This window comes from Treponema sp. Marseille-Q3903 (assembly GCF_014334335.1).
Taxonomy (GTDB): domain Bacteria; phylum Spirochaetota; class Spirochaetia; order Treponematales; family Treponemataceae; genus Treponema_D.
Window position 1 is genome coordinate 975,255 of the sequence record NZ_JACSEU010000001.1, and the last position, 26,160, is coordinate 1,001,414.

22 protein-coding genes are annotated in these 26,160 nt (G+C 38.9%); 16 read left to right on the top strand and 6 right to left on the bottom strand.

What is annotated here, in order from left to right:
• Window positions 1–21: 21 nt before the first annotated feature.
• From H9I37_RS04440 to pflB, 3 genes are all read left to right on the top strand, one after another.
• Window positions 22–1,446 carry an MBL fold metallo-hydrolase RNA specificity domain-containing protein gene (locus H9I37_RS04440; protein WP_187381260.1) on the top strand — a complete coding sequence of 475 codons (1,425 nt, stop codon included), beginning with the start codon at window positions 22–24 and terminating at the stop codon, window positions 1,444–1,446.
• Between the two features lie 58 nt (window positions 1,447–1,504).
• The gene (locus tag H9I37_RS04445) at window positions 1,505–2,059 is read left to right on the top strand and encodes a hypothetical protein (RefSeq protein WP_187381261.1); all 555 of its coding nucleotides are present in this window, start codon (window positions 1,505–1,507) and stop codon (window positions 2,057–2,059) included.
• 302 nt (window positions 2,060–2,361) lie between these two features.
• Window positions 2,362–4,659 carry a formate C-acetyltransferase gene (pflB, locus tag H9I37_RS04450; protein ID WP_187381262.1) on the top strand — a complete coding sequence of 766 codons (2,298 nt, stop codon included), beginning with the start codon at window positions 2,362–2,364 and terminating at the stop codon, window positions 4,657–4,659.
• A 103-nt stretch (window positions 4,660–4,762) separates the two neighbouring features.
• On the opposite strand, the gene H9I37_RS04455 is transcribed toward pflB, so the two are convergent.
• Together H9I37_RS04455 and H9I37_RS04460 are read right to left on the bottom strand one after the other, a co-directional pair.
• Window positions 4,763–7,351: a heavy metal translocating P-type ATPase gene (locus H9I37_RS04455; protein ID WP_187381263.1), complete on the bottom strand. Its 2,589-nt coding sequence runs from the start codon at window positions 7,349–7,351 to the stop codon at window positions 4,763–4,765.
• Between the two features lie 5 nt (window positions 7,352–7,356).
• The gene (locus tag H9I37_RS04460; protein WP_187381264.1) at window positions 7,357–7,677 is read right to left on the bottom strand and encodes a metal-sensing transcriptional repressor; all 321 of its coding nucleotides are present in this window, start codon (window positions 7,675–7,677) and stop codon (window positions 7,357–7,359) included.
• A gap of 182 nt (window positions 7,678–7,859) precedes the next feature.
• Between H9I37_RS04460 and H9I37_RS04465 the strand changes: the two genes are divergently transcribed.
• The 3 genes from H9I37_RS04465 (at window position 7,860) to gatB (ending at window position 11,264) form a co-directional block, all read left to right on the top strand.
• Window positions 7,860–8,837 (top strand): RluA family pseudouridine synthase, encoded by a 978-nt coding sequence (locus H9I37_RS04465; RefSeq protein WP_187381265.1) that lies wholly within the window; start codon window positions 7,860–7,862, stop codon window positions 8,835–8,837.
• 87 nt (window positions 8,838–8,924) lie between these two features.
• Window positions 8,925–9,671 carry a pyruvate formate-lyase-activating protein gene (gene pflA / locus H9I37_RS04470; protein ID WP_187381266.1) on the top strand — a complete coding sequence of 249 codons (747 nt, stop codon included), beginning with the start codon at window positions 8,925–8,927 and terminating at the stop codon, window positions 9,669–9,671.
• Window positions 9,672–9,719: 48 nt separating this feature from the next.
• On the top strand, window positions 9,720–11,264 hold the full coding sequence (gene gatB, locus H9I37_RS04475) for an Asp-tRNA(Asn)/Glu-tRNA(Gln) amidotransferase subunit GatB (RefSeq protein ID WP_187381267.1): 1,545 nt from the start codon (window positions 9,720–9,722) through the stop codon (window positions 11,262–11,264).
• Between the two features lie 59 nt (window positions 11,265–11,323).
• Here gatB and H9I37_RS04480 read toward each other — a convergent pair whose 3' ends face one another.
• Both H9I37_RS04480 and H9I37_RS04485 read right to left on the bottom strand, forming a co-directional pair.
• Window positions 11,324–13,573 carry a GGDEF domain-containing protein gene (locus H9I37_RS04480; RefSeq protein WP_187381268.1) on the bottom strand — a complete coding sequence of 750 codons (2,250 nt, stop codon included), beginning with the start codon at window positions 13,571–13,573 and terminating at the stop codon, window positions 11,324–11,326.
• A 171-nt stretch (window positions 13,574–13,744) separates the two neighbouring features.
• Window positions 13,745–14,407: a YczE/YyaS/YitT family protein gene (locus H9I37_RS04485; protein ID WP_187381269.1), complete on the bottom strand. Its 663-nt coding sequence runs from the start codon at window positions 14,405–14,407 to the stop codon at window positions 13,745–13,747.
• A 159-nt stretch (window positions 14,408–14,566) separates the two neighbouring features.
• Between H9I37_RS04485 and H9I37_RS04490 the strand changes: the two genes are divergently transcribed.
• From H9I37_RS04490 to H9I37_RS11485, 9 genes are all read left to right on the top strand, one after another.
• The gene (locus H9I37_RS04490; protein WP_187381270.1) at window positions 14,567–15,397 is read left to right on the top strand and encodes an Mrp/NBP35 family ATP-binding protein; all 831 of its coding nucleotides are present in this window, start codon (window positions 14,567–14,569) and stop codon (window positions 15,395–15,397) included.
• Window positions 15,398–15,420: 23 nt separating this feature from the next.
• Window positions 15,421–15,747 carry a Trp family transcriptional regulator gene (locus tag H9I37_RS04495; protein ID WP_370586892.1) on the top strand — a complete coding sequence of 109 codons (327 nt, stop codon included), beginning with the start codon at window positions 15,421–15,423 and terminating at the stop codon, window positions 15,745–15,747.
• 64 nt (window positions 15,748–15,811) lie between these two features.
• Complete coding sequence (locus H9I37_RS04500; protein ID WP_187381271.1) at window positions 15,812–18,565, top strand: ankyrin repeat domain-containing protein; 2,754 nt, start codon at window positions 15,812–15,814, stop codon at window positions 18,563–18,565.
• Between the two features lie 8 nt (window positions 18,566–18,573).
• Window positions 18,574–18,981 carry a rhodanese-like domain-containing protein gene (locus H9I37_RS04505; protein ID WP_187381272.1) on the top strand — a complete coding sequence of 136 codons (408 nt, stop codon included), beginning with the start codon at window positions 18,574–18,576 and terminating at the stop codon, window positions 18,979–18,981.
• A gap of 269 nt (window positions 18,982–19,250) precedes the next feature.
• Window positions 19,251–21,080 carry a methyl-accepting chemotaxis protein gene (locus H9I37_RS04510; RefSeq protein ID WP_187381273.1) on the top strand — a complete coding sequence of 610 codons (1,830 nt, stop codon included), beginning with the start codon at window positions 19,251–19,253 and terminating at the stop codon, window positions 21,078–21,080.
• A 511-nt stretch (window positions 21,081–21,591) separates the two neighbouring features.
• A complete protein-coding gene (locus H9I37_RS04515; protein ID WP_187381274.1) occupies window positions 21,592–22,377 on the top strand; it encodes a protein-ADP-ribose hydrolase in 786 nt (261 codons plus the stop codon).
• Window positions 22,378–22,471: 94 nt separating this feature from the next.
• Window positions 22,472–22,888 (top strand): 2-thiouracil desulfurase family protein, encoded by a 417-nt coding sequence (locus H9I37_RS04520; protein WP_187381275.1) that lies wholly within the window; start codon window positions 22,472–22,474, stop codon window positions 22,886–22,888.
• A gap of 42 nt (window positions 22,889–22,930) precedes the next feature.
• Window positions 22,931–23,449 (top strand): hypothetical protein, encoded by a 519-nt coding sequence (locus H9I37_RS04525; protein ID WP_187381276.1) that lies wholly within the window; start codon window positions 22,931–22,933, stop codon window positions 23,447–23,449.
• Between the two features lie 244 nt (window positions 23,450–23,693).
• Complete coding sequence (locus H9I37_RS11485; protein ID WP_255422492.1) at window positions 23,694–23,870, top strand: hypothetical protein; 177 nt, start codon at window positions 23,694–23,696, stop codon at window positions 23,868–23,870.
• Window positions 23,871–24,126: 256 nt separating this feature from the next.
• Here the strand turns inward: H9I37_RS11485 and H9I37_RS04535 are convergent, their stop codons facing one another.
• Together H9I37_RS04535 and H9I37_RS04540 are read right to left on the bottom strand one after the other, a co-directional pair.
• Window positions 24,127–24,816: a flavodoxin family protein gene (locus tag H9I37_RS04535; protein WP_187381277.1), complete on the bottom strand. Its 690-nt coding sequence runs from the start codon at window positions 24,814–24,816 to the stop codon at window positions 24,127–24,129.
• A gap of 60 nt (window positions 24,817–24,876) precedes the next feature.
• Window positions 24,877–25,314 (bottom strand): GNAT family N-acetyltransferase, encoded by a 438-nt coding sequence (locus tag H9I37_RS04540; protein WP_187381278.1) that lies wholly within the window; start codon window positions 25,312–25,314, stop codon window positions 24,877–24,879.
• Window positions 25,315–25,408: 94 nt separating this feature from the next.
• Between H9I37_RS04540 and H9I37_RS04545 the strand changes: the two genes are divergently transcribed.
• Complete coding sequence (locus H9I37_RS04545; protein ID WP_187381279.1) at window positions 25,409–26,080, top strand: methyltransferase family protein; 672 nt, start codon at window positions 25,409–25,411, stop codon at window positions 26,078–26,080.
• Window positions 26,081–26,160 lie beyond the last annotated feature (80 nt).

The following is a 26,160-nucleotide window of genomic DNA, read 5'->3' on the forward strand; positions in this document are numbered from 1 at the left end:
AAAGTTTGTGGAGATTAATTTATGGCAATAAAATGTTTTTCGTTAGGTGCTGCAGGAGAAGTTACCGGCTCTAAACATATTTTTCAGATTGATGACAGAATATTTATGGTAGACTGCGGTTCGTTTCAAGGAAAGAGAAGAGAATCCGATGAAAAAAATCGTAATTTTCAAATTGACACTGACAAGCTTGAATCGGTCATTATAACTCATGGTCATCTCGATCATGTGGGGCTTTTGCCTCTTCTTACAAAACACGGATATTCTGGGAACATATATGCAACCCCCGCAACTCGCGACATAGCAAATCTAGTGATGATGGACAGCGCACGCATTCAGGCGCATGATGCCGAATTCCTTGCAAAACAAGCGCGAAAAAAAGGCGAAAAATTCAGTTGGAAACCTCTTTACAATGAAGCTGACTGCATAAGTGCCGCAAATCAGATTGTCTCACTTTCATACAATAGGAAGATGTTCATTGCCCCTGACGTTCAACTGGAATTTTTTGATGCAGGGCACATACTCGGTTCTGCATTCGCCAACATCACAATCAACCCGAATAAAACTAATCCCAAAAAAGAAACTCGAATTTTGTATACAGGAGATATTGGTCGCAAATGTAAACCGATAATCAGAAATCCTTCCGTAGATATGCCTGCCCCAGATTACATTTATCTTGAATCTACTTATGGTGATACGCTCCACGTCAACCACGATTTTGCTATGAAAGAACTTGAGCGAATTGTCCGCGAAGCATGTGCAAAAAAAGGCAAAATCATCATACCGTCATTTGCAATCGAAAGAGCTCAAGAACTCGTCTTTTATCTTCATCTCCTTACTGACCAAAAAAAGATTCCTGTTATACCTATTTATGTCGATTCCCCGATGGCTAGCAATGCCACTTCTGTTTTTCGCGTTCACCCTGAGTGCTACGATGAAAGCGTAAATGAAGCTTTTTTGAAACATCACAAAAATCCTTTTGGTTTTAATTCTCTGACTTACACGACGAGCGTTGAAGAATCGAAGCGGCTCAATAAAAAGGAAGGCCCTATGATTATTATTTCTGCCGATGGAATGTGCGAAGCGGGGCGCGTTCTCTATCATCTCGCAAACGAAATCACAAACCCCAAAAATACTGTGATGATTGTAGGTTACATGGCAGAAAATACTCTCGGCCGCCGTATATATGATGGTCAAGAAGAAGTGAAGATTCTCGGCGATATGTACAAGGTCGGCGCAAAGATTGAGCGATGCAATGGGTTCAGCGCACATGCTGATTACAGCGAAATGATTGAATGGCTTAACGAAATCGACACAAGCAGACTCAAAAAAATTTTCTTAGTTCATGGAGAGGCAGAGCAGCAAAAAGGATTCAAACAACACCTGGCAGACGCCGGATTTTCACATGTTGAAATTGTAGAACCGGAAAAAGAATATAAACTAGTTTGAACAAGTTGTAAAAATGCGTTATGGTAATCTCATATCAAATGAATAGGAGATATATACTATGATGAAAAAAATAAAGATATTGGTAGTCATGGTTGTGCTTATGTGCAGCACATCAGCTTTCGCAAAAGATTTTGATTGGTCTAATTCATGGTGCAACTATGGAAACGGAATCAAAAAAGGCGATGTGCTTTTGTCTGTTGACACCGGATTTTCTTGGTCGCCTTTTACCGCGGTTAATACAGGCAGGTGGTCTTTGCCTTATGCAATAGTTGACCTTCAGGTTGCATGCCCAGTATGGAAACTTCCGTTTACTTTTGGCGGATATGTAGGGGCATCTTACGATAATTTGAATCATAACTATGGCAATTTTACTGTTTTATTTGGCGGCAGTTCCGAATACCACATGATGATGCCTCCCAAAAAACTTGATTTGTACGCCGGAATAAAATACGGTTTTCGTGTCAATTTTTCAAAAGTATATCCGTCAGGACATCACATCGGTGGTGATTGGGGACTTAACTTAGGTGCATCATGGTTTTTTACTGATTCATTTGGCGTAAATCTTGAGTTTGGATATCCGATCAATAAGATTGGCGTAGTGTTTAAAATTTAATTTTTAGCTCTTATTCATTCTTTGGGCTGCAATCGTTATGTCATGTAGGCTTTCTATTTTTTTTGTGTAAAAAAATAGAAAAACAATTAAAATGACACTAAATATAGTGTATTCGCAATAAGTTTTTCTAAAAAAATGAGAATTCGCTTGAAGAAAGAAATGCAATGCATTATTATTATAGCGATACCGATACGGAAAGTTTTTCCATTTCATTCCGGAATCATAAAGGAGTCCGCAATGGAAATCGGTAAATTAATATCCAAGGGAATCATGAAGGAGTCCTGCGGAAAAAGAGGTTTTATATGACTTTAAGACCAGAATGGGAAGGATTTAATCCTGACGGTTTATGGACAAGCGAAGTTAACGTTCGCGACTTTATTCAGGCTAACTACACACAGTTTGATGGCGATTCATCATTCTTGACTGGACCTACAGCCGCTACAAACAAATTGTTTGGCGAACTTCAGAAATTACAGAAAGCTGAACACAACAAAAAATCTGTTGGTTTAGATGGAAAAGAGAGATCTGGCGTCCTCGATATGGACACAGATGTTGTCACAAGTCTTACATCACACCCTGCCGGATATATTTGCCCGGAAGGAAAAGAGCTTGAACAGGTTGTAGGTATTCAGACTGATAAACCGTTGAAAAGAGCATTTATGCCATACGGCGGAATCAAGATGGCAGAACAGTCATGTGAAATGTATGGCTATAAACCGAATGCTGAACTTCACAAAATTTTTACAGAATATCATAAAACTCACTCAGATGCTGTATTTGAAGTATACACTCCTGAAATTCGTAAAGCGCGTAAAGCACATATTTTGACAGGTTTGCCGGATACTTACGGTCGTGGTCGAATTGTAGGTGACTATCGCCGTGTTGCTCTTTACGGTATCGACTATCTCATTGAACAAAAAGAAGAAGATAAATTGCTTTGTGGAAACGGAACGATGACAGAAGACATAATTCGTCAGCGTGAAGAGCTTTCAGAGCAGATTAAAGCTTTGAAAGGCATTAAAGCGATGGCTGCTATCTACGGTTATGATATCTCTAAACCGGCTACAAATGCTAGAGAAGCATTCCAGTGGTTGTACTTTGGTTATCTTGCTGCAATCAAAACTCAAAACGGTGCCGCAATGTCTGTAGGTCGTATATCTACTTTCTTGGACTGTTACATCGAGCGTGATTTGAAAAAAGGCATCCTCACTGAAGAAAAAGCTCAGGAGCTTGTTGACCACATCGTTATGAAATTCCGTATGGTACGTTTTGCACGTATCGAATCTTACAATCAGTTGTTCTCAGGTGACCCTATTTGGGCTACACTAGAAGTTGCCGGTCTTGGACAGGATGGACGTTCTCAGGTAACAAAGAACGATTTCCGTTTCCTCCACACATTGGAAAACATGGGACCTTCTCCAGAGCCGAACATCACTGTATTGTACTCAAAGAGACTCCCTGAAAATTTCCGCAAGTATGCTGCTAAGATTTCCATAGATACTTCTTCAATCCAGTACGAAAATGATGACGTGATGCGTCCAATCTGGGGAGATGACTATTCAATCTGCTGTTGTGTATCTGCAACTCAGACAGGTAAAGAAATGCAGTTCTTCGGTGCTCGCGCTAACTTGGCAAAAGCACTTCTTTACGCAATCAACGGCGGCAAAGATGAAGGGGCAGGTCTCACTCCTTATGCACAGGTTGGTCCTGAGCTTCAGCCAATCACATCAGAATACCTTGATTATGATGAAGTAATCAGAAAATACGATGTTATGCTCGAATGGCTTGTTGCTCTTTATGTAAATACTTTGAATGCAATTCACTATATGCACGATAAATACTACTATGAAGCAGCTGAATTGGCTTTGATCGATAGCGATGTGCGCCGTACATTTGCTACAGGTATTGCAGGTTTCTCTCACGTAGTTGACTCGCTTTGTGCTATCAAATATGCAAAAGTAAAAGTTATTCGTGATGACCACGGTCTTGCATGTGACTTTAAGCCTGAAGGAGATTTCCCTCGCTACGGTCAGGATGATGATCGTGCTGATGAAATTGCTGTATGGTTGCTTAAGTCTTTCATGGGCAAAATCAAGAAACACCCTACATACCGCAATGCCGAACCTACAACTTCTATCCTTACAATTACTTCTAACGTTGTATACGGTAAGGCTACTGGTGCTCTTCCTAACGGACGTCCGGCACATGCTCCATTCTCACCGGGAGCTTCTCCATCTTATGGGGCAGAGACAAAAGGTTTGATTAAGTCTTTGAACTCTGTTGCAAAAGTTCCATACAAATACTCACTTGATGGAATCTCAAACACGCAGACAATTAACCCATCTGCTCTCGGACATAACGAAACTGAACGAGTTGAAAATCTTGTAAACGTTCTCGATGGCTACTTCTCTAAGGGAGCTCACCACTTGAATGTGAACGTATTTGGTGTTGACAAACTTAAAGATTGTCAAGCACACCCGGAAAAACCTGAATATGCTAACTTCACAGTTCGTGTATCTGGTTATGCTGTACGATTTATCAACCTTACAAAAGAGCAGCAGGACGACGTCATCGCTCGTACTTGCCATGCTAGTTTGTAATTATCGTCATATAAAGTTTGACGAGTAAAAAAATACCGTGTGAGAATACTTCACACGGTATTTTTTTTGCTGTAAATTATCACAAATTACCGCATCGACAAAATTATCCTATAAAATCGTAGCCGGCATCTGTAACAGCATTTTTCAATGCATCTTTTCCTACATCTTTTGTCATCGTGATAACGACTTTGCCTTTCTTGTGATTTGCAACAGCGCTTTCAACGCCATCGATTTTTTCAAGTGCTTCTTTTACGTGTGCTTCGCAATGTTCACACATCATTCCATTTACTTTGATTGTCTTTTTCATATCAGACTCCTCGTTGATTTTGTTTACATTTTCCGACTGTTTTACAACTGCCGAAACTCTTTTATTTTTTACTCTAAAGAAGTTCAACCTCAGAGCATTTGTGACGACGCAGAAACTCGAAAGGCTCATTGCTGCGGCTCCAAGCATAGGGTTCATATCGAGCCCGAATGCGTGGTGATATGCTCCGGCGGCAATAGGTATTAAAATTATATTGTAGAAAAAAGCCCAGAACAAATTTTCATGGATATTTTTCAGCGTTGAGCGGCTTAAGCGAATCGCAGTCACGACATCGCTGAGTTTACTTTTCATCAAGACAATGTCTGCAGCGTCGATTGCGACATCTGTTCCGGCTCCTATCGCAACACCGGCGTCAGCGGTAGTCAGGGCTGGAGCGTCGTTTATTCCGTCTCCGACCATCATAACTTTTCCGATTTTTTTGAGTTTTTTTATATTTTCTGCCTTAGCGTCAGGAAGAACCCCCGAAATAATTTTGCTTACTCCGGCTTTTTGACCGATTGCATTTGCTGTTTTTTCATTGTCACCTGTCAGCATAACTGTTTTGATGTTTAATCTTGCGAGTTCTGAAATTGCCTCCGGGCTATCTTCTTTTATCACATCAGCGACAGCTATCAGCCCAAGAATGCGGACAGTCTTTTTTTCATCCTTTTTGATGTTTTCGGCAAAGACAAGCGGTGTTTTTCCGACTGAGCACAGTTCTTCAATTTTCGCAGAAAGTGCATCTGGAATCTCTGTTATCTTTTTTATGTAATCGATTTTGCCGCCGTAAAGCTCAATCTCGTTTCCGCCGTCAATAAGTTTGCCTCGAACGCCGTTCCCGATAACAGCTTCAAAATCATCGATTTCCGGTATTTTTGCATTTTGTTTTTTTGCTTCAATGACGACAGCTTTTGCAAGAGGATGTTCGCTTTTAGATTCAAGTGCGTATGCTTTATACAACAGTTCTGTCGCTCCGCAATTGTCGGCAGGTACTATATCTGTGACAACAGGCTCTCCTTTTGTGATTGTTCCTGTTTTATCGAGCACAACAATCTGTGTGCGTCCTGCATTTTCCAGAGCGGCGGAAGTTTTAAACAATATTCCTTTTTTTGCACCGACACCGTTACCGACCATGATTGCAACAGGAGTTGCAAGACCTAGCGCACATGGACAACTCACAACAAGGACAGCTATCGCATGGCTCAATGCAAACGGAAGTTCCGCCCCGAGTATCAGCCAGATTGTAAAAGTGACTGCGGCAATCAGAATTACGGCAGGCACGAATATTCCCGAAACTTTATCTGCAATTTTTGCGATAGGTGCTTTTGTGGCGGCGGCATCGCTTACCATCTGAATGATTTGAGAAAGAGTTGTGTCTTTTCCGACTCTCGTTGCACGGCATTTTATGTATCCTGAAATATTGATTGTTGCAGCAGAAACTGAGCTGTCTGCACCTTTATCAACAGGGATAGATTCTCCTGTAAGTGCCGATTCATTTATTGATGTATTTCCTTCAACGATAAATCCGTCTACAGGGATATTTTGACCAGGTCGGACAACAAAAATATCTCCGGGTTTTACGGATTCTACAGGAACTTCTTTTTCTACATCATCAGATAAAATAATCGCAGTTTTCGGTGCAAGCTTCATCAGGCTTTTTAATGCGTCTGTAGTGCGTCCTTTTGAAATAGCTTCAAGAAGTTTTCCGACAGTTATCAGAGTTAAAATCATCGCTGCGCTTTCAAAATAAAGATTGTGCATAAGCGACATGATTTTTTTATTATCGGCTGCAATGACTGCATCTGTCATTCCAAAAAGGACAACTGTGCTATAGATGAACGAGATTCCTGAGCCCATTGCAACGAGCGTGTCCATATTTGGAGAGCCATGCAAAACGCTTTTTGTTCCGCTGATAAAAAACTTTTTATTTATCAGCATTACAATTGCGGCAAAAATCATTTGAACTAAGCTTATTGCAACGTGATTTCCATTGAACCACGTCGGCAATGGAAAGTTCCACATCGTGTGTCCCATGCTAAAATACATCAGGATAAGAAGAAAAAACACTGACCAGCACAACCTTTTTACAAGTTTTGTGATTTCGCTATCTTTGCTTGCCGAGCTAGATGCGTTTGCCTTACCTTCGATGCTCGTTCTCTCTGATGAATCTTCACAAGCTGATGAAGATGCTTTTTGTATTTCAGCTCCATATCCTGCATTTTCGACTGCTTTGATAATATCAGCTGCACTTGCAGTCCCTTCAACTCCCATAGAGTTTGTCAAAAGGCTTACAGCACAAGATGTAACTCCGGGAACTTTTGTTACAGCTTTTTCAACACGGGCAGAGCAGGCAGCACATGACATGCCCGTTACATCATATTTTTCCATATTGTTTACCTCATCATCTTTTGGATTGTGTCTACAAGTTCATCTACAACTTCTGATTTTCCTTTTTTTATGTCGTCGACAACGCAAGTGTGGATATGGTTTGCAAGGAGAACTTTGCTGAATGAATTGAGAGCGGAAGTTACAGCAGATGCTTGAATTAAAACATCAGTGCAGTAAGCGTCATTTTCAAGCATTTTTTTTAAGCCGCGAATTTGCCCTTCAATCCTGTTCAATCTGTTTAACAATAGTTTATATTCTTCAGGGGAACGTTCTTTTTTCTTTTTAGAACTGCAACAGCGGCATTTTTCTGTTTCGTTTTCAGTCATTTTTTTATACCCCCACACGGTATTTTGTCTAGATTAAATATATACTTCTTAGCGCACATAAGTCAATAGTTTTTAAACGATTTGTCCGGCGATGTCTCTCAATGATGTCTCTCAATGATGTCGCAAAATGATAAAAAATGTGACAGCTATCTTTTGTCTTTGCAAAATGATAATATGTCGCAATGAACATAAAATCGCATGTAAAAACTTCTGAAAGCTATAAACAAAATCACAATCGCGAAAAAATCGAAATTCTTTACAAAGATAATCATATTGTTGTGATTTATAAACCTGAGGGAATTCTCTCTGTTCCTTATCCCGGAAGCAAAAACAAAACTGCTCAGTCTGTTTTGGAAGATATGCTGCGCAAAGCGGGAACTGCAAACACTCATCATAAACCTTATGCGGTTCATCGACTTGACCGTGATACGAGCGGCGTGATGATGTTTGCGCTTACAGAAAGTGCCCAAAAGAAGATAATGAACACGTGGCACAAAATGGTGATCGAGCGGCTTTACCGTGCAGTTGCGGAAATTTCTCACAACGCGGAAAACTTGCCGGATGCAGGTTCAATAGATGACCCGATCGCTCAAAATGCGCACAATGTCGGATTTGTTCCAAAAGAAAGATATTGTGAGAATAAAAACGAAAATCTGCGCGGTAGCTGGAGCGATAACGGAAACGGAAACGGGAACGGGAAAACTTCTTCAGAGTTTAAAACCGTTCCTGCGCGTACAAACTACAAGATTATTTTAAGAGGGCAAACTCATGTACTTTTTGAACTGTCGCTCGATACTGGGAAAAAAAATCAGATTCGTGCACATCTTGCAGCACACGGATACCCAATCGCAGGTGATAAAGAACATCGTGCTCATACAGATCATTTTGGCAGGCTGTGTCTTCACGCACGCACTCTTGAATTCAATCATCCTTTTACAGGAGAGCTTTTAAAATTTGAAGTTGAAGAACCGGAAGAATGGAACGAATATGTAAAACGCGGCGATAAAAATCCAAAAAATCCATTTTGGGATTTGGGACGAAATGATTTTGATTCAAAACACTGTGAAAGTCAGCGATTGCAGGCGGGGCAAAAACGGCTTTCAGGAAAAGATAAAGCGCACATGAATTTCATCGAAAGTGGAAAAAAGTTTAGAAAATAGTTATATTTAAAAAGCAAAGTAAAAATTTTTATCATTTGGTTCTTTGCGAAAGAAAATCGGTGTCATGTACCGTGATAGGGGCAAAATATGCAAGGGTATATTCATCAGTTGGAGAGTTTTGGTTGTGCGGACGGACCAGGTTCTCGTTTTATCATCTTTTTTAGCGGCTGTCCGTTGAGGTGCAAATACTGTCACAATCCCGATACTTGGAAGATGACAGATGGAAAACTTTACACATCAGACGAACTTGTAAAAGAGGCGATGTCTTGCAAGGAATACTGGGGGAAAAAAGGCGGCATAACAGTCAGCGGTGGGGAGCCTCTCTTTCAAATTGATTTTCTGATAGAGCTTCTTACAAAATTTAAAGCGCTCGGTGTGAATACTTGCATAGACACGGCCGGAGCTCCTTTTGTAAAAGAAGGCGAATGGTTTGAAAAGTTCAAAAAACTGATGGAAGTGACCGACTTGCTTTTGATGGATATAAAACATATCAATGAAGAAGAGCACGTCAAACTCACCGGCAAAACTGGAAAAAATATTCGCGAAATGTTTTATTATCTTGATGAAATAAAAAAGCCTATCTGGATTCGCCACGTGCTTGTTCCTGGCATTACAGACAAAGAGGAATATCTTATACAGACTCGCGATTTTATCCGTACATTGCACAATGTTGAACGTGTTGAAATTCTTCCTTATCATGGGCTGGGTGCTATAAAATATAAAGATTTAGGCATTGAGTATGCGCTAAAAGATCTTGAAAGCCCGACTGTTGAAAGTGTGAAAAAAGCAAGGGAAATCCTTGAATGTGAAAAATACACAAAATGGCAGCAGTAGAAACAACATCATTTTTTTGATATACTTTTTTCACTGTTTTGGGAGAAAATGATGATTGATAAATGGGAAATTGTAATCGGTTGCGAGATTCATACTCAGCTTTTGACAAAGACAAAGGCGTTTTGTGCTTGCGAAAATCGTTATGGCGGAATGCCGGACACTCGTGTTTGTCCTGTTTGTCTTGGACTTCCCGGTGCAATGCCTCGTATTTCTAAAGGGTATGTAGAGCTTGGAGCTGTAGCAGGTCTTGCTTTAAACTGCAATATCGCGCGTTTTACAAAATTTGACCGAAAGCATTATTTTTATCCTGACTTGGCTAAAGGGTATCAGATTACGCAATATGATATTCCGCTTTGTGCAGACGGTTATGTAGATTTACCTTTTAGAAGTTTCCCGGAAGATGAGCAGCCCGGTGGGAAAAAATGCCGTCCGCAAAACTTTAAAGGCGAGGATTGTATAATTGAATCAAACGGTCAAAAATATAGACGTGTCCGCATTGAACGCATTCACCTTGAGGAAGACGTAGGCAAATCTCTTCACTTGCAGGGCTCGCATTCTTACATCGATTATAACCGCTGCGGCACACCGCTTATTGAAATTGTAACAAAACCTGATATGACTTCTCCTGAAGAAGCAGCGCTGTTTATGCAGACAGTGCAGGAGATTCTTCGCTATGTAAAAGTTACTAACGGAAACCTTGAAGAAGGAAATATGCGCTGTGATGCAAACATCAACTTGAACATTTGGGAAGATGGAAAAGAATATCACACTCCGATTTCCGAAATTAAAAACTTAAACTCTTTTAAGTCAATTCGCGAGGCATGCACATACGAAGCTCAGCGCCAGTTGAAGCAGTTCCAAGAAGACCGTCAGGAGTTTGTTGCCGGTTACAAAAACACTATGAACTGGGACGAAGAAAAAGGCGTCACAAATATCATGCGTACTAAAAACTCTTTTGTTGACTATCGTTTTACAACAGAGCCCGATATTAAACCGTTTACTGTCAGCGAAGAACTTATTGAGACTGCCGTTAAAAATGTCGGAGAACTCCCGGAAGCTAAACGCCAGCGTTATAAAAAAGAATTTTCCATGACCGATTTTGATGTTGAAACAATTACATCTACAAAAGAGCTTGCAATGTTTTTTGAAGACGCTGCTGCAAAATCAAAAAATCCTAAGAAAGCCGTAAATATCATCCTCGCTGAACTCCTTGCAGTTTTGAATGAAAAGAGAGAGACAATCAGCGATGTAAAGATTACGCCTGCCCATATTGCGGAATTTGCAGACGCTCTCGAAGATGGCAAAATTACTTCAAAGCAAGGAAAAGAAGTTTTTGCGGAAATGATGGCGTCAAACAAAAGGCCTTTGGAAATCATCAAAGAAAAAGGAATGAAAGTTGTCAGCGATTCTGCTGAAATAGACAAGATTGTGCAGGACGTGATTGCAGCAAATCCGAAAGCTATCGAAGATTTTAAAAGCGGCAAGACGAATGTCACAGGCTGGCTGATGGGGCAAGTTATGAAGCTGTCTCATGGGAAGGCGAATCCGAAACAGGCAACCGAGATTTTGAACAAGTATCTTTCAAAAATGTAATTAAGCCTGTTGTTATATTTGTTCGTTTTTTTTGTTACAGGCTTTTTTTCTCTGATATGCTAACTATGTTCCCCGATGAACTTGAGAAAATCCTCTTCGGAAAGTGGGCGTGAATAGAAAAATCCTTGAGCTTGATCGCATTCAATCGACTTCAAAAAATCTCGCTGCTGCTGAGTTTCAACGCCTTCAAATACAGTTTTCTTTTCAAGGTTTTTGCTCAAGTCTACCAAAATTTTTATAAAACCGGCAGCTTTATCGTCGAGCGCTCCGTCTTCGTTTGTTGAAGATTCAAGAAAATCCCTGTCAAATTTAAGAACGTCGACAGGAATTTTTGTCAGCATATTCAGAGAAGATTCTCCGCTTCCAAAGTCATCCATCGCAACTGAAAAACCTTCTTTGTGGAGCAATGTCGTTATCTCTCTAAGAGTGTTGTTGTCCATAAATGAGCGTTCAATCACCTCAAGTTGAATATAGTCAGCCGGAACATCATATTTTCTAAACAGTTCAAGAAAATCGTGCATAAACTTTTCAGGTTTATTGTGGTTGCGAGACATATTTATGGAAATCGGAATAATTTTTTTGCCATTTTTTATCTGCTTGCTCAAAAACTTAAATACACATTCATATACAAAAAAATCTAGCCTGACTATAAATCCATTTTGTTCAAAAAGCGGTATGAATTTTGATGGCAACAAAAGCCCAAGCTCAGGACTTTTCCATCTTACAAGAGCTTCTGCACCTACAACTTTTTCATCTATAAGAGAAATTTTTGGTTGATACATTACAAAAAATTGTTCTTTTTCCAGCGCTTGAAGCATCTGGCTTTCAATAAAACGCTCTTCATTGATTTTTTTGAGAAGTCTGGAATTGTAAACGGAATACTGCGTTAAAAGATTGTCTTTGATCGTGCTTTTAGCAAATGAAGCTTGTCCTATCAGTTCTTTTATTGTGATTTTATCGTTTGCGTTTTCCGGCATATAAAATGAAATTCCAAATTTCGCAAAAAACGGTATGTCATATGATTTCGCTTCTTTAGTAACTTTTTCGAGATTTGCTTTAAAAACAGACATCGTCTTTTGTATCAAATCGACCTTAAAAAATCCATAAAAATGGTCTGCGTATCCGTGCCCAATAATTCCGCAAGATTCCTGTGCAAACTCGTTAAGCATATTTGCAAAAAATACAAGCAGTTTGTCCGCACCTTTTTCGCCGTAGTTCTGATTGATAAATTTAAATCCGCGAATATCGCATTCAACGAGCATAAACTTAGAATCCCTGTCTGCTTTTAAAATTTTTGTCGCCTTTTTTTCAAAATGCTGGCGTGTCCATAAATGAGTCAGCGGATCATGAAACTTGATAAAAAATTGTTTTTTCTCAAAATAACTCAACTTTTTTATTTCAATCAATAAAAGAATAAATATAAATGAAAAGGTAAGGGTAAAAATTATCTTTTTTGTATTATGATTTTTTTCGTACATTCTTTGAATGTCGGCTTTTGGAAGCACAACTCCGATTGTCCATTGAGTTTCTTTAATTTTTGAAAAAAGTAAATCTATTATTTCACCTTTTGTAGAAACCGATTCAATTTTTCCAGCATGTGCGTTTGCGATGTATTCTGAAGAAAAAGCATTGTATTTTTTGTTAGAAGGAAAGTATTTATTCCCAATCAGTTTGTCGTTGCTGCTCGTGATAAATCTGCCATCGCCATCAAGAATTATTATTGAGCCTTTTTTTCCAATTTTGATATTTTTGAGGTGTTCCGTAAAGTCGCTCAATTTTATAGATGCGCAAATAGAACCTTTTTGACTATTGCTCTTATCAAAGACCGGAATTTCAATTATAAAACCGTTCTCATACGAATCCGGAATATTGTCGATATTGCTTATGTAAAAATCATTTTTTTCAATTTTTGGATAATTTTTTGAATTCAGTTCAATGATGTTTCCATTTGAAAAAAATCCTCTGTTTTTCTTTTTATCAAAATAATATATTTCAAAAAAATCAGGATTCGCTTTGTAGCTGTTTTTTTTCAGAAATTCATGAATTTCTTCATCTGATGCAGACGATAAAAAATCTTCAATGTAAAAAACTCCAATCGATGAACGGTAATTTTCAAGCTGAAGTCTTACCAATCGGGAATAGCTGTATAATAGCTCGTTTGCATTTTCATAATAATTTTGTTTACCGGAGTTGAAAGTTCTGTTGATTATGGAATTTATCGCTGTAATAAAAATAACCATAAATACAACGACAATGAGAAAAGTTGAAATCAGTTTTGCGAGGTCTGAATTTAATTGTGTTCTTTCCATTCTTTAATTCACTTTTTACAAGAAAGCTTTCTGTCAATAATGATAACATGAATTTCGCTAAACCGAAATTAAAAATTGTGTTGAAATTAAAATTTGTAGAAATAAAAAATTAAAAAAGTGAGGATTTGCCTTGTCGATTGATTTTGAGCAATAACTTGTGGAATCTTGTTTTTACAAAATTTTCCTGAGAGGCTTTTCAATAAGCTGGACAGCAGGGCCTATCAAAATTGACATTACAATTGAACCTATCAGTGAACCTTGCATTCCATCGGGAGAAAATTGTGCAGCGACAACTCCGATTCCGACTGTTGCAAAATCCCAAGTGATACGGACAATAAAATAAGGTATTTTTGGCATCCATTTCGCGATAATCGCAGCGGAAGCATCATAAGGCGCAATACCAAGCTGTGCATTCATATAGATTGCAGCCGTGATAACAAAACTTACAATTGAGATTATGAAGATAGCAAGGCGAATTTCAAAAATTCCATCTTGAATAAATTCGTGAAATCCAGTCGTTGCCCATATCCACCGGCAGAAGTCAGCAGTATAGCCAATTAAAACCATATTTGCAATCGTTCCAAAACCTATCATATAGTGACCAAAAATAAAAGTAAAAATCAACATCAGTCCGTAGACAATTACACCAGTATTTCCAAGTGAAAGTCCGATTGCATGTGAAATATTCAAGTTCATAAAACTTGCAGGGTCAATGCCCCAATCGACTTCAATCAAAAGCGATATAAAAAAGCCCATCAAAATAACAGCAGGCAGCATAAATGCAAGTCGTTTTCTAAGATTTGGGACAACAAATTGTCTAAAAGAAAATTTCATAAAATAGAAACCTCAGCTTTAGCTTAAAATGAACTTATTTGTAATATACTGAGTTTGGTAGATAAAAACAACTGGGGATATTCCCTAAAAATTATGTTGTATTTTAGATATTAAACTATTATATTTTAAATAGATTTTTAATTTTTATGGGAGACAGATATGGCTGAATGCTCACATGATTGCGGTACATGCGGTGAAACGTGCGAAAAAAAAGATTTCCAAGTTAGTTTGCATAAAGGTAGCTCCGTTAAAAAAGTTATCGGAATTCTCAGCGGCAAGGGAGGAGTTGGCAAATCTCTTGTGACAAGTCTTCTTGCAAGCAAAGTAAATAAAGATGGATTTAGATCGGCAATCCTCGACGCTGATATAACCGGTCCTTCAATCCCTGAAAGTTTTGGGGTAGGCGAAGTTCGTGCAGAATCGGTAGAAGGTCAGGAAGCGTTAAAACCTGTAGTTACAGATTCCGGTATCCAGCTTATGTCTATGAATTTCTTGCTTCAGAATGAAACAGATCCTGTTATATGGCGTGGACCTGTCATTGCAGGTGCGGTAAAGCAGTTCTGGACAGATGTAATCTGGCACGATGTAGATTTTATGTTTGTTGATATGCCTCCGGGAACAGGAGACGTTCCTCTTACAGTATTTCAGTCGCTGCCTGTAGACGGAATCATAGTAGTTTCATCTCCACAGCAGCTTGTCCGCGTCATTGTAGAAAAAGCTGTAAACATGGCAAACATGATGAATATTCCAATTCTCGGAATTGTAGAAAACATGAGTTATGTGAAATGCCCTGAATGCGGCAAAGAAATCACAGTGTTTGGAAAAAGCAATATCGATGAAGTTGCAAAAAATTTCAATATTCCGGTCCTTGCGCGCATTCCAATGGAAGAATCAACAAGCCGCGCTGTCGATGCAGGAGATATTGAAAGCCTTGATATTCCTGAACTTGAAGTCGCCGCCGCTAAAATTGAATCGCTTTTACAAAAATAAAAATATAGTATATAATTGTTTCTGTGGATAAAAACGAAAAAGAAACATCGGAAAACAAAATATACGCTTCGTATATAGAAGAAACGATTCGTGAATTGTGCCATCTTTTGAAGGTTGCAGACGATGAAGAATTTACGTACCAATTTTTTGTTAATCTCTTTACTAAACCGGAATTAAAAGATTTTGCAAACAGATGGCTTTTAGTTAAAGAGATTGACAAGGGCACCACTCAGCGTGACATCGCAAAAAAGTTCAATATGTCGCTGTGCAAAATCACGCGTGGTTCCAAAATCTTGCACGACGGCGACAGTGCATTTAGAAAAATGCTCGAAATGCTCAAAAATAGCTAAATTACTATGTGCTTTCTCCGATAAGTAAATATAGAATTGGACAACTATATTTTGTGGGGAAAACATGAATAAAATATCAACACTTTTAATATTAACCCTTATTTTTTTATTGGGCAGTTGTGCCTCGTCTCAAAAGAAGAAAACTCCGCAGGAGTTGTTGCGCGAAGGGAATATTGCAGCGGCTAAAAACGAATTTGTTACACCTTCAGATATCAACGCTGTAGATGAAGATGGAAATACTGTTTTGCATCTTGCCGCAAAGATTGATAATCCTGACTTGATCACTTACTTTATTTTGAAAGGTGCGGATCCTGAAATAAAAAATAATAAAGGCGACACGCCGCTTCACGTTGCTGTAAAAAATTATTGTTTAAAATCAGCTTCTGCACTTGCCGCAGTTAGCGACACTCTTTTTTCTCGCGATGCTGATGGTATGACAGCGCTCGATTTAGGGCTTCAATCTGATGATGAATATTACGATATTTTTATAACGACAAAAGCCGGCGAAGTGCGCGATTTAAATGGTCAGACAATCGTGCATTATTTTGTAAAAGCAAAAAATCTCAAAGGGATTGTTCAGTGCATTAAAAAAGGAATTCCGATTTCTGTAAAAGATGATAGCGGAAAAACTCCGCTCGATGTTGCGTTTCAGAATATCGATGATGAAGAATCTGTTGAAATTGCGGCTGAGCTTATCATGGGCGGTGCAGAGCAAGTCGATACGGAATTCTCATACTTTCAAGATGCAATCAGCGTCAGAAACGTAAATATGCGTTTTGACGATAGTCAGACACCCCTTCATATCGCTGCGATTTACGGCCACAATGCGATTGCAAAGTACCTTCTTGTAAACAATGCCGACACAAGCGTTCAAGACAGTTCTGGAGCAACTCCGCTTCATGAAGCTGTTCGCTACGGAAATATTGAAATTGTAAAATCGCTTTTGAACGCCGGCGCAGATGTAAATGCAAAAGACAATATAGGGAAGACTCCTGTAATGCTGATTATTCCGCGTGATAAAATCGAAGACATTTACGAACTGCTCGTAAAGTATCGTGCAAATCTTCTTCAAAAAGATATGTTCGGCGATACTGTTTTGCACACAGCTACAATGCTAAACGTAGGTCTAAAGACATTGGAATTCCTTGTAAAAAATGGAGCTGATGTAAATGCCCGCAATAAAGAAGGCGTTACGCCGCTTGCAATTGCTGTTCAAAAAGGCGACATAGTTTCTGTAAAATATCTTACGATGAACAAAGCCGATATCCACACGCAGGATACTCACGCAAATACTCCTCTTTCAATGGCTCTCGCAGGCTCAGACGAGATGCTTGAAGCTGTTGTCGTAAGCTCAAACGTAGTTTCTCAAGATTCCGATGGAAATACACCTCTTCACATAGCTTTGATGACAGATGCTCCTCTTTCGAAAATTAAATACATCGTAAGCCTTGCGACAGATGTGAACGAACGAAACAGAGACGGTAATTCAGCCCTTTTTCTGGCTGTTATGAAAAATCGACAAAAAGTAGGTGAGATTCTTCTAGCTAAAAATGCCGATATTTTTTCAACAAACACAAATAACAATTCTCCGTTGCGAATTGCGCTTAAATACGGCGGAACAATCCAAAACTGGCTTATCACTTCGCAGACAATTTCTTCTAAAGACGGAAGCGGAAATTCAGTTCTTCACTATGCAGCGGAATGGAAATATGCAAACGCAATCAAGAGCCTTGTCACAAAAGGCGCAGATATCAATGCAAAAAATGCAAATGGAGAAACTCCGTTATTCAATGCGGCAAAGACAAACGATCCTACCATAATTCAAGTTGTGGTAGACTGCGGCGCAAATATCAACGCTCGCGATAATCTTGGAAGTACGCCTCTTCATACTGCTGTGCGATGGGACGCTTTGGAATCTGTTTCAAAACTTTTGTTGCTCGGAATAAATATCAATGCACAAAATACAGCTGGTAAGTCGGCACTTGCAGAAGCAGTTATCGCTGGAAAATATGAAATAGCAAAAAATCTGCTTGAAAGCGATGCAGACCCGAATATATGCGATTCGACAGGTGTGACAATTTTGATGGACGCAATTCGCGGTAATAATGTAGATGATGTGGCACTTTTGCTTGAGTACGGGGCAAATCCTAATGTTCAGGAAATCAACGGACGCAATTCTTACCATGAAGCCGCATATTCAGGAAACAAAGATATAATCAAATTGATTCGAGATGCCGGCGGCGATCCACTTTCGAGAGATAAACAAGGCAATACTCCGTTCTCGATTGTCTTAAATAAAAATATAGATATCATCAAAGAAGTTCTTGGAACAAAATATACGATTACAGACAGCGACGGCAACACACCTGTTCACATTGTCGTGCGGAACAAAATGTCAGGAAATCTTTTAAGGTTTTTGATATCGACAGGTTATCCGATAGATACAAGAAACTCATCAGGATATACTCCGTTATCTTATGCAATCGAGATGAACGATGTAAAAACGGCTGAGATTCTCCTTGAACATGGCGCAAATCCGTTCCAGATGATAGATAGAAAAGGTAAAAATGGAGTTTCAATCGCTCTCGAACAAGAAGACAAAAATATGATTGCAAATATTGTAAAATATGCGGGCAGCATGACTGATGTAAAAGGCAACACGATTTTGCACTACGCAGCAAAAACTTGCTCTGAATCAATGGTGCGAAATTTGATTTCGTATGGAATAGATAAAACAGTCAGCAACGTTTCTGGAGATACTGCATACACAATCGCAGTGAGATGGAAAAGACCTGAAATTGCTGCATTGTTGAAATAGAGGAAAATATGAAAAAATACTATATTGCACTTATAGTTTTATTGATGGCTATAATACCTTGTTGTGCAAAATCTTCAAAAAAGGATGCGTTTGTAATGACTTTTAGATCTGTTTCGATGGCTGAAGGTTTAAAACTTATGTCTCAAGATAATGATTATGTTTTGCTCGATGTAAGACGCCCTGCCGAATATGCTGAAGGTCATATTCCCGGTGCAATACTGCACACAAATGAATTGATGACAAAAGAAAATACAGAACTTTTATTGAAAAACAAAGACCGGACTATCTGTGTTTATTGCAGAAGCGGTCGGCGAAGCAAAGACGCAAGCAAAAAACTTGTGAGCTACGGCTATACAAACGTGATAGAAATCGGTGGAATCAACGATTATTCTGGGGAATTGCGACAAGGATTGTAAGAATTGCGAGCACAGTTTTGACTGTGCGAGCAAACTGCGAAACACGCGATATTTTTGCGTGTTTCGCAGTCGAAGCTATTAGCGGAGTTCTGAAAAGCCTGGTTTTTGCGATTTTATCGCAAAAAGTCGCCAAATCATTTAAAAACTGCCTATTAAATCCTATAAAACTTTCTTTTATGTATAAACCATGTTATCATTTTACATATAGGATTCTCTAAAATAGGGATTTTTTTTGCAATTATATAAATGTATCAGGAGCAAAGATGCTTATGAAAAATAATGCTATGTTGCCTCCGAGAAAAATTTGGATACTTGATTTACTTGCTAATCTTGGATGGGTTGTAACAAACACAATTACTAGTTCGATTGTCGGAATCAGTGAAAATCGTCTGACAATTATGACTTCAAAGACTTTTATAATTTGTTTTATAATTTTACTGCTCGCCCCGTTTTTGAAGCCGCTGTTTCTTTTCCCTGCTATAAAAAATTGGGAAAATGATATACAAAAAGCAAAACGCAATATTAAGCTGTATGAAAATCTTTTGGTTTTCATACCGGTGTTTGTCGGAGTTTTCGGCGCTGTTATACTTGCTTTTGAAGTAGGGCTTAATAAAAACCCTAACGCATTTTTAGCGTTTGTCTTTTTAACAATCGGCAATATTTTAATTGTGGCAACTTTTTGGGGTTCGTATGTGCTTTTAGCTTTTGAAAAATGGGTTTCTCCTATCCCATTTGATGAAAAGTCTTTGGGACTTTCTTTGAATATGAGAATCATCATCATATCTATGACGACTTTTTCTTCTGTAATTTTAATATCTTTGTCGCCAATAGTGCGTATGAATGATCAGAATTTGTATATCGTGTTGACAACAAAGACTCTGCCGTTTGCCATTATAAGTTCTTTTATCTCAATCTTTATCTTAGCTTCTGTTGCAACTAGAACCCAAAAAGAAATTAAAAAGCTAATGCGGAGTTTTGTGAAACTTGCAGACGGAGATTACCTGCACGAAGAAATAATTATAGAGACACGCGATGAAATTTCTTTGCTTGTAAAAAAATACAACAGTTTTTTAAATTTCAATAAAAACTTTTTAAAGACTTTGATAGACGCTGTCGCAATTTCCAGACAAACGTCGCAAGAATTGTCATCAAATATGCAGGGCACGTCTAAAGCTGTTAAAGATATAACGGAAAATATTGCTATCGTTGTCGAACACATGGACAATCAGGCAAATGCAGTTATGGCAACTCAGGCAGCGATAGAACAGATTGAGCGAAACCTCGATTCCCTTGACAAAAACATCACAAACCAATCAGCTTCTGTGATTGAATGTGTCTCTACAATTGAAGAGATGACATCGAGCATAAAATCTGTAGACAAAGTTATAAATCAGAATATGGAGTCTATCGATGAACTGAAAAAATCTTCAGAAGACGGCAACAAAGCTGTTTCAGGAACAGCCGAAATTGTAAAGATTGTCACTGAAAATTCCGAGGGACTTTTGGAAGCGACAAATGTCATTCAAAACATCGCAAACCAGACAAACCTTCTTGCAATGAATGCGGCGATTGAAGCGGCTCATGCCGGAGAAACAGGAAAAGGTTTTGCAGTTGTTGCAGATGAAATCAGAAAACTTGCAGAGGAGTCCGGTTCACAGGGAAAACACATCACTACTGTTTTAAAAGAGCTAAAGGTAAAAATAGAAACCCTTGTTGCTTCAACGTCAGAATTGGAAGAGAAATTTAGAAGGATTCTTGAACTTTTGGGACTTGTTCACGACAGAAGTACCGAAATTATGAACGCGATGAATGAACAAAGCTCGGGAAGTACTCAGGTTTTGCAGGCAATTAAAGATATAAACAACATCACGGAGCAGGTAAAAGGCGGCTCGGACGAAATGGTTTCAGGTAACAAAGAAGTTGCGCAGGAAACTAAAAAGCTTGTAGAGACTTCCGACGACATCAATTCGAGCATGAAAAATATCACTTCAAGTGTAGAAAAGATATCTCAGTCAGTACAGCTTGTATTAAATTCTGGAGAAAACGAAAAGCAGGCGATTGAAAAAATTGCTATGCAGCTGGCTGAACTTAAAGTGTAGCGTTTAATGGTCACCGCATTTTGTATCGCTTCATTTTTTTTATAATGTATCGGATATGAAAGTAAGCGTTCGATTTACCGCTGCCCTGCACAGATAGCGCGTTGCTTCTAACTTCGAGTTTTCAAAAAAGAAAACTCGCTGATATACGTGTGCGCTCTAGCGCACGAATTGCACGGCTCCTAAATCTGATGATTTACTCGCCGTGCAATTTTACGGAATGTTTAGAAGCACCGCACAGATAGCGCGTTGCTTCTAACTTCGAGTTTTCAAAAGAAAACTCGCTGATATACGTGTGCGCTCTCGCGCACGAATTGCACGACTCCTAAATCTGATGATTTACTCGCCGTACAATTTTACGGAATGTTTAGAAGCACCGCACAAATGGCGCGGCACTTCTAACTTCGAGTTTTCAAAAAAGAAAACTCGCTGATATACGTGTGCGCTCTCGCGCACGAATCCGGCATTTTCGAAAATCGACATTTTCTGCAATGCCGCATTTTAAGGAAGATGTATGACACAAAAGGAACGACGCGTTTTTTTAATAGATTGTCTTTTAAAGGAAAACCCCGGTTATCGCACGGCGCGAATACCGGATGACGAACGGGAACAAAAGGTTTTGCTCCGTTCCCTGATGAATGTCCGAGTGCCGCAAGACACGAGCGAAGAATTTTTACGCATACAGGATGAGTATTTACGGGAAGCGATCCGGGAAGGCGGCATTACCGACCTTGTGCAGTTAAAACCTGTTGCAGCGTGCGGGAACGGAGAATTGTATATTTGGCAGGGCGACATTACACGGCTTAAAGTGGACGCAATCGTGAATGCGGCAAACAGTGCCATGACCGGCTGCTGGCAACCATGTCATGCGTGCATCGACAACTGCATCCACACATTCGCAGGCGTGCAGCTGCGCGCGGTCTGTGCCGGCATCATGCAAAAACAGGGACACGAAGAACCGACGGGCAGCGCAAAAATTACACCTGCGTTCAACCTGCCGTGCAAGTACGTGCTGCACACCGTAGGGCCTATTGTGCAGGGGCGATTACAAAAAAAACACGAAGAAGAGCTCTCGTCCTGCTATCGTTCTTGCCTTGAACTCGCCGATCAACATAAAGTGCGGAGTATCGCCTTTTGCTGTATTTCGACTGGCGTTTTTATGTTTCCGAATCGGCGCGCGGCGGAAATTGCGGTAGAAACCGTCCGAAAATACTTCGAGCAAACCGGGAGCGGGATGAAAGTCGTGTTTAACGTATTTAAAGACGAAGATTTTGCAATTTACAGCGAAATTTTATCATAAAAAGAATAGTCGGAAATGTGTTGGCAATTATTCGGTAAAGAAGAAAAGATGATTGTCGGCATTATGTAATAATAGAAACTTTATGGAGTATATAATGAAAATCGCTGTCAGTGCATGCCTGTTGGGAGAGAACTGCAAATATAATGGCGGAAATAATTTTTCTCAAAAAGTAATTGACTTTGTAAAAGGTCATCAAGTTGTTCCTGTATGCCCTGAAGTGCTCGGCGGATTGCCTATCCCAAGAGAACCCGCTGAAATAGTTAAAGGAATTGTAATGCAAAAAAACGGAAACTCCGTAGATGCGGAATTCAGAAAAGGAGCGCAAATCGCCCTGAAAAAGATTCTCGATCGGAAAATTGAACTTGTAATTCTTCAGTCGAGAAGTCCCTCTTGCGGTGTAAACATGATATATGACGGTTCTTTTTCAGGAAAACTGATTTCAGGACAAGGTATTTTTGCAAAGCTTCTCAAGGAAAACAATATTAAGGTGATAGATGTTGAAAATTTATAACAGGTGAGCAAGCGGTATTCTAATGTGGTTTACAAAAAAATTATGATAGAGAAAAAAATGGAAAATCAGACCTTTAAGCAAAACCGAAACTATTTTTTAATCTCAGCGATGTTCCTTATCGGTATTTTTGTATATATGGGGATTCGGATTGGTTTTTTATATTTCGGCCTCAAACTAAAGTTTACAAACTCCTTGCAGGAAACCGTAAATCAACATCGTACGCTACTGATGATTATAGATGAATTGCTCATGCTTTCAACTATCCTTTGCGGAAGCAGTTTTTTTAATGTGCGCAAGGTATATTCTCAAAATAAAAATATACTGACCGGATTTGTAACGACAAGCTTTATACTAATGTTAATAACATGGCTGCTAATAATGTTTGAAACCGGAAGACTTGTATATCCTGTCAATGGTCTGCCTGTTGTTACGGGTGACAATCTCCGAACGACTTTAGCCGAAATTTACGCCGCTTGGCATTTATGCGATATCTTGCTGGGACTGTTTATAATTTTTTTGTCGGGGCTGTCCAAAACTTCAGTTTTTGGACAGCTTCCTTGATTTTATGTGCGATGTTTAAAATTAAGTCATTATAATATAAAGACTTAATTTTAAACTCGACAGGCTGTCGAGAAAGTAATCGACTTTTGAGACAGCCCCATTCCCTTTTGGAAATACAGCGGGATAGCGATTGGACTGTTGCAAATGCTCTGTACTTATTTCGGACAAAGCATAAAGCCGATCCCTTTGTTCATTGCTATTATATTATCAACAATTTGGCTGTTAAAACAAAGCATTTCAATCGTTGACGAACTTAGGGAGAAAAAATTATGACAGAAAATATGTAAGAACTTCATTTGGAAAAACACATCCGGCAGCAACCGTCCGCACATACTGTAAAGAAACGGGAAGCGGAATAAAAGTCGTGTTTGACGTATTCAAAGACGAAGATTTTGCAATTTACAGCGGAATTTTATCATAAAAATCGATTATGCTACTATAAGTAGCGAAAATGCGTCGAAACAATCTGTGTTACACTTGCCGCCGCAATTATCGTTTTTACAAACAAAGATCTGTTTTTTGAAAAACGCCACATAGGGAGAATATTGGAAAGCTGAATTTCGAGAAAAGGGTGGATCGTTGAATTTCTCAACTAAACTTTCAAGTTAATATGCGGCATCTCTAAAAATCCGGTTGGTTTTCAAAGGTTCCCTATAGAATATTTCCAAAGTTTATCATTATTTCCACGGACGGTTTTTATCCCGCCATCCCTTTTCCTGCCAATAATCCGTATCTGCCCGATTCCGAACTTTATTTTGCAAGAGGCGTATGATATTGAACATCAGTTTTGTTTTTATTCCGGGCTTCGTTTTACCATACTTATCGGTAATTTTTTTTGCAAGAGAGCTTAATGCTTTATCTATGGATTTTTTATTTTTTTCACTTACATCTTGCCATTTTACAGCCTGAACAGCTTTGCCGTATGTATAAATTTCAGCAACTCCCCAAAAAAACAAACTGTCTGCCATATCTTTATTTGCAGATTTCATACCCCCACCCGCGGCAGTGGAAATACACACACCCTGCTTCGAAAACATTGTTTCCTCCGGCCGGTGTACCATCCAACGATATCCGTAATGATCTAAAAATGCTTTCATAGAACCCGTTGGGTGCATTACATATACGGGACTTGCAAGAATAATCAAATCGGCTTTGTCTATCGTCTCGGTAATAGGGTTAAGTTTGTCGAAATGCGGACATTGTTTTTCCGATTCTAAAAAACACTTTGTACAACCGGTACAAAACTCACCGAAATCTTTCGGCAAAAAAAACTCTTTTATGTTTCCTCCGACTTTCAATGCCAGATTGTTCGCAATATGATATGTTGATCCCTTATGATTTTGTCCGTGTATAATCACTGTTTCCATCGTCTAAAAATCATCTCCTCGGATTTCGATTTTGCCGATTTATACAAATTACAGTTTATCTTACTCGAGCCACTGTATAAATGCCGTTTTGTCCTCGCTGTTATACCCGGCATTTTTATAGAAATTCAATGTGCTTTCTTTTTTTGTACCCGTTAAAAGCATCATCTTATAGCAATTATTTTTAATCGCTATCTCTTTTGCATAAGCCAGACATTCCGTTGCGTATCCTTTTCCGCGGTATTCTTCATTGGTAACGACATTTTCAATAAACGCATACGGGCGCACATCCCTCGTCAAATTCGGAATGATCACACAAACACAGGACGACAGTATTTTACCGTCTATTTCATTGACGATGATATGATGATTCTTATCTTCAATAATTGTTTTCCATGTGTTTTCCAGACGGCTTGAATTTTTTGGAATATCTTTTTCGTGTAAAAACAAATATAGATTCAATAATTCATATAAATCTTCTTTAACCGCTTCTCTTACCATAAGCACAACCCCGCAGCCGATTTTCAGCTGCCCGCATTATAACACAAGTATTGAAGGTTATCCATATTTTGTTTAAAATGCGGTGGAGGTTTGTATGAAAACAGATTTATGCTTTAAGGCTTTTGTAAAGTTTTTTTTCGGTGTGATTATCGTAGGGATTTTACTGTTTTTGCCCGCAGGAACATTTTATTATTGGAACGCGTGGTTATTGATGGGAATATTATTTATTCCGATGTTTTTTGCGGGAATCGTATTGCTGTTGAAAAATCCGGAATTGCTCAAAAAACGCTTGAATACAAAAGAAGAGCAAGCGGAACAAAGGCTCGTGATAAAACTGACAGGATTGATGTTTCTTTTGGGATTTATTTTGGCCGGATTGAATTTCCGCTTCGGCTGGATAATAATGCCCGATCGGGTTTCATGGGTCGGTGCTGCCGTATTTCTTTTTTCATATATGCTTTATGCAGAAGTATTGAGAGAGAATACCTACTTATCGCGAACGGTAGAAGTCCGGAAAGGACAAAAAGTTGTTGATACCGGATTGTATGGAATTGTTCGCCATCCTTTGTACGGCGTAACGATTCTTTTGTTCCTTTCGGCGCCTTTGGTGCTCGGCTCTATTATATCTTTTGTTGTTTTTCTTGCATATCCGGTGATTATAGCGAAAAGAATTAAAAATGAAGAAGCCGTCCTTGAAAAAGAATTAAACGGATATGTCGAATATAAAAATAAAGTAAAATACAAAATCATTCCGTATATTTGGTGAGTACTGATTTTACCGTAGGGGGTAGGAACTATCGAATATATTGTCCTGTATGTAAATAGACTGAATGGTTTTGTATAAAA

Bases quoted from the DNA above. Each gene is read 5' to 3' on its own strand.
- H9I37_RS04445 (WP_187381261.1), top strand. From the start codon at position 1,505: ATGATGAAAAAAATAAAGATATTGGTAGTCATGGTTGTGCTTATGTGC.
- pflA (WP_187381266.1), top strand. From the start codon at position 8,925: ATGCAAGGGTATATTCATCAGTTGGAGAGTTTTGGTTGTGCGGACGGA.
- gatB (WP_187381267.1), top strand. From the start codon at position 9,720: ATGATGATTGATAAATGGGAAATTGTAATCGGTTGCGAGATTCATACT.
- H9I37_RS04540 (WP_187381278.1), bottom strand. From the start codon at position 25,314: ATGGTAAGAGAAGCGGTTAAAGAAGATTTATATGAATTATTGAATCTA.
- H9I37_RS04440 (WP_187381260.1), top strand. From the start codon at position 22: ATGGCAATAAAATGTTTTTCGTTAGGTGCTGCAGGAGAAGTTACCGGC.
- H9I37_RS04510 (WP_187381273.1), top strand. From the start codon at position 19,251: ATGAAAAATAATGCTATGTTGCCTCCGAGAAAAATTTGGATACTTGAT.
- H9I37_RS04525 (WP_187381276.1), top strand. From the start codon at position 22,931: ATGATAGAGAAAAAAATGGAAAATCAGACCTTTAAGCAAAACCGAAAC.
- H9I37_RS04485 (WP_187381269.1), bottom strand. From the start codon at position 14,407: ATGAAATTTTCTTTTAGACAATTTGTTGTCCCAAATCTTAGAAAACGA.
- H9I37_RS04535 (WP_187381277.1), bottom strand. From the start codon at position 24,816: ATGGAAACAGTGATTATACACGGACAAAATCATAAGGGATCAACATAT.
- H9I37_RS04460 (WP_187381264.1), bottom strand. From the start codon at position 7,677: ATGACTGAAAACGAAACAGAAAAATGCCGCTGTTGCAGTTCTAAAAAG.
- H9I37_RS04455 (WP_187381263.1), bottom strand. From the start codon at position 7,351: ATGGAAAAATATGATGTAACGGGCATGTCATGTGCTGCCTGCTCTGCC.
- H9I37_RS04520 (WP_187381275.1), top strand. From the start codon at position 22,472: ATGAAAATCGCTGTCAGTGCATGCCTGTTGGGAGAGAACTGCAAATAT.
- H9I37_RS04515 (WP_187381274.1), top strand. From the start codon at position 21,592: ATGACACAAAAGGAACGACGCGTTTTTTTAATAGATTGTCTTTTAAAG.
- H9I37_RS04480 (WP_187381268.1), bottom strand. From the start codon at position 13,573: ATGGAAAGAACACAATTAAATTCAGACCTCGCAAAACTGATTTCAACT.
- H9I37_RS04500 (WP_187381271.1), top strand. From the start codon at position 15,812: ATGAATAAAATATCAACACTTTTAATATTAACCCTTATTTTTTTATTG.
- H9I37_RS04490 (WP_187381270.1), top strand. From the start codon at position 14,567: ATGGCTGAATGCTCACATGATTGCGGTACATGCGGTGAAACGTGCGAA.
- H9I37_RS04505 (WP_187381272.1), top strand. From the start codon at position 18,574: ATGAAAAAATACTATATTGCACTTATAGTTTTATTGATGGCTATAATA.
- pflB (WP_187381262.1), top strand. From the start codon at position 2,362: ATGACTTTAAGACCAGAATGGGAAGGATTTAATCCTGACGGTTTATGG.
- H9I37_RS04465 (WP_187381265.1), top strand. From the start codon at position 7,860: ATGAACATAAAATCGCATGTAAAAACTTCTGAAAGCTATAAACAAAAT.
- H9I37_RS04545 (WP_187381279.1), top strand. From the start codon at position 25,409: ATGAAAACAGATTTATGCTTTAAGGCTTTTGTAAAGTTTTTTTTCGGT.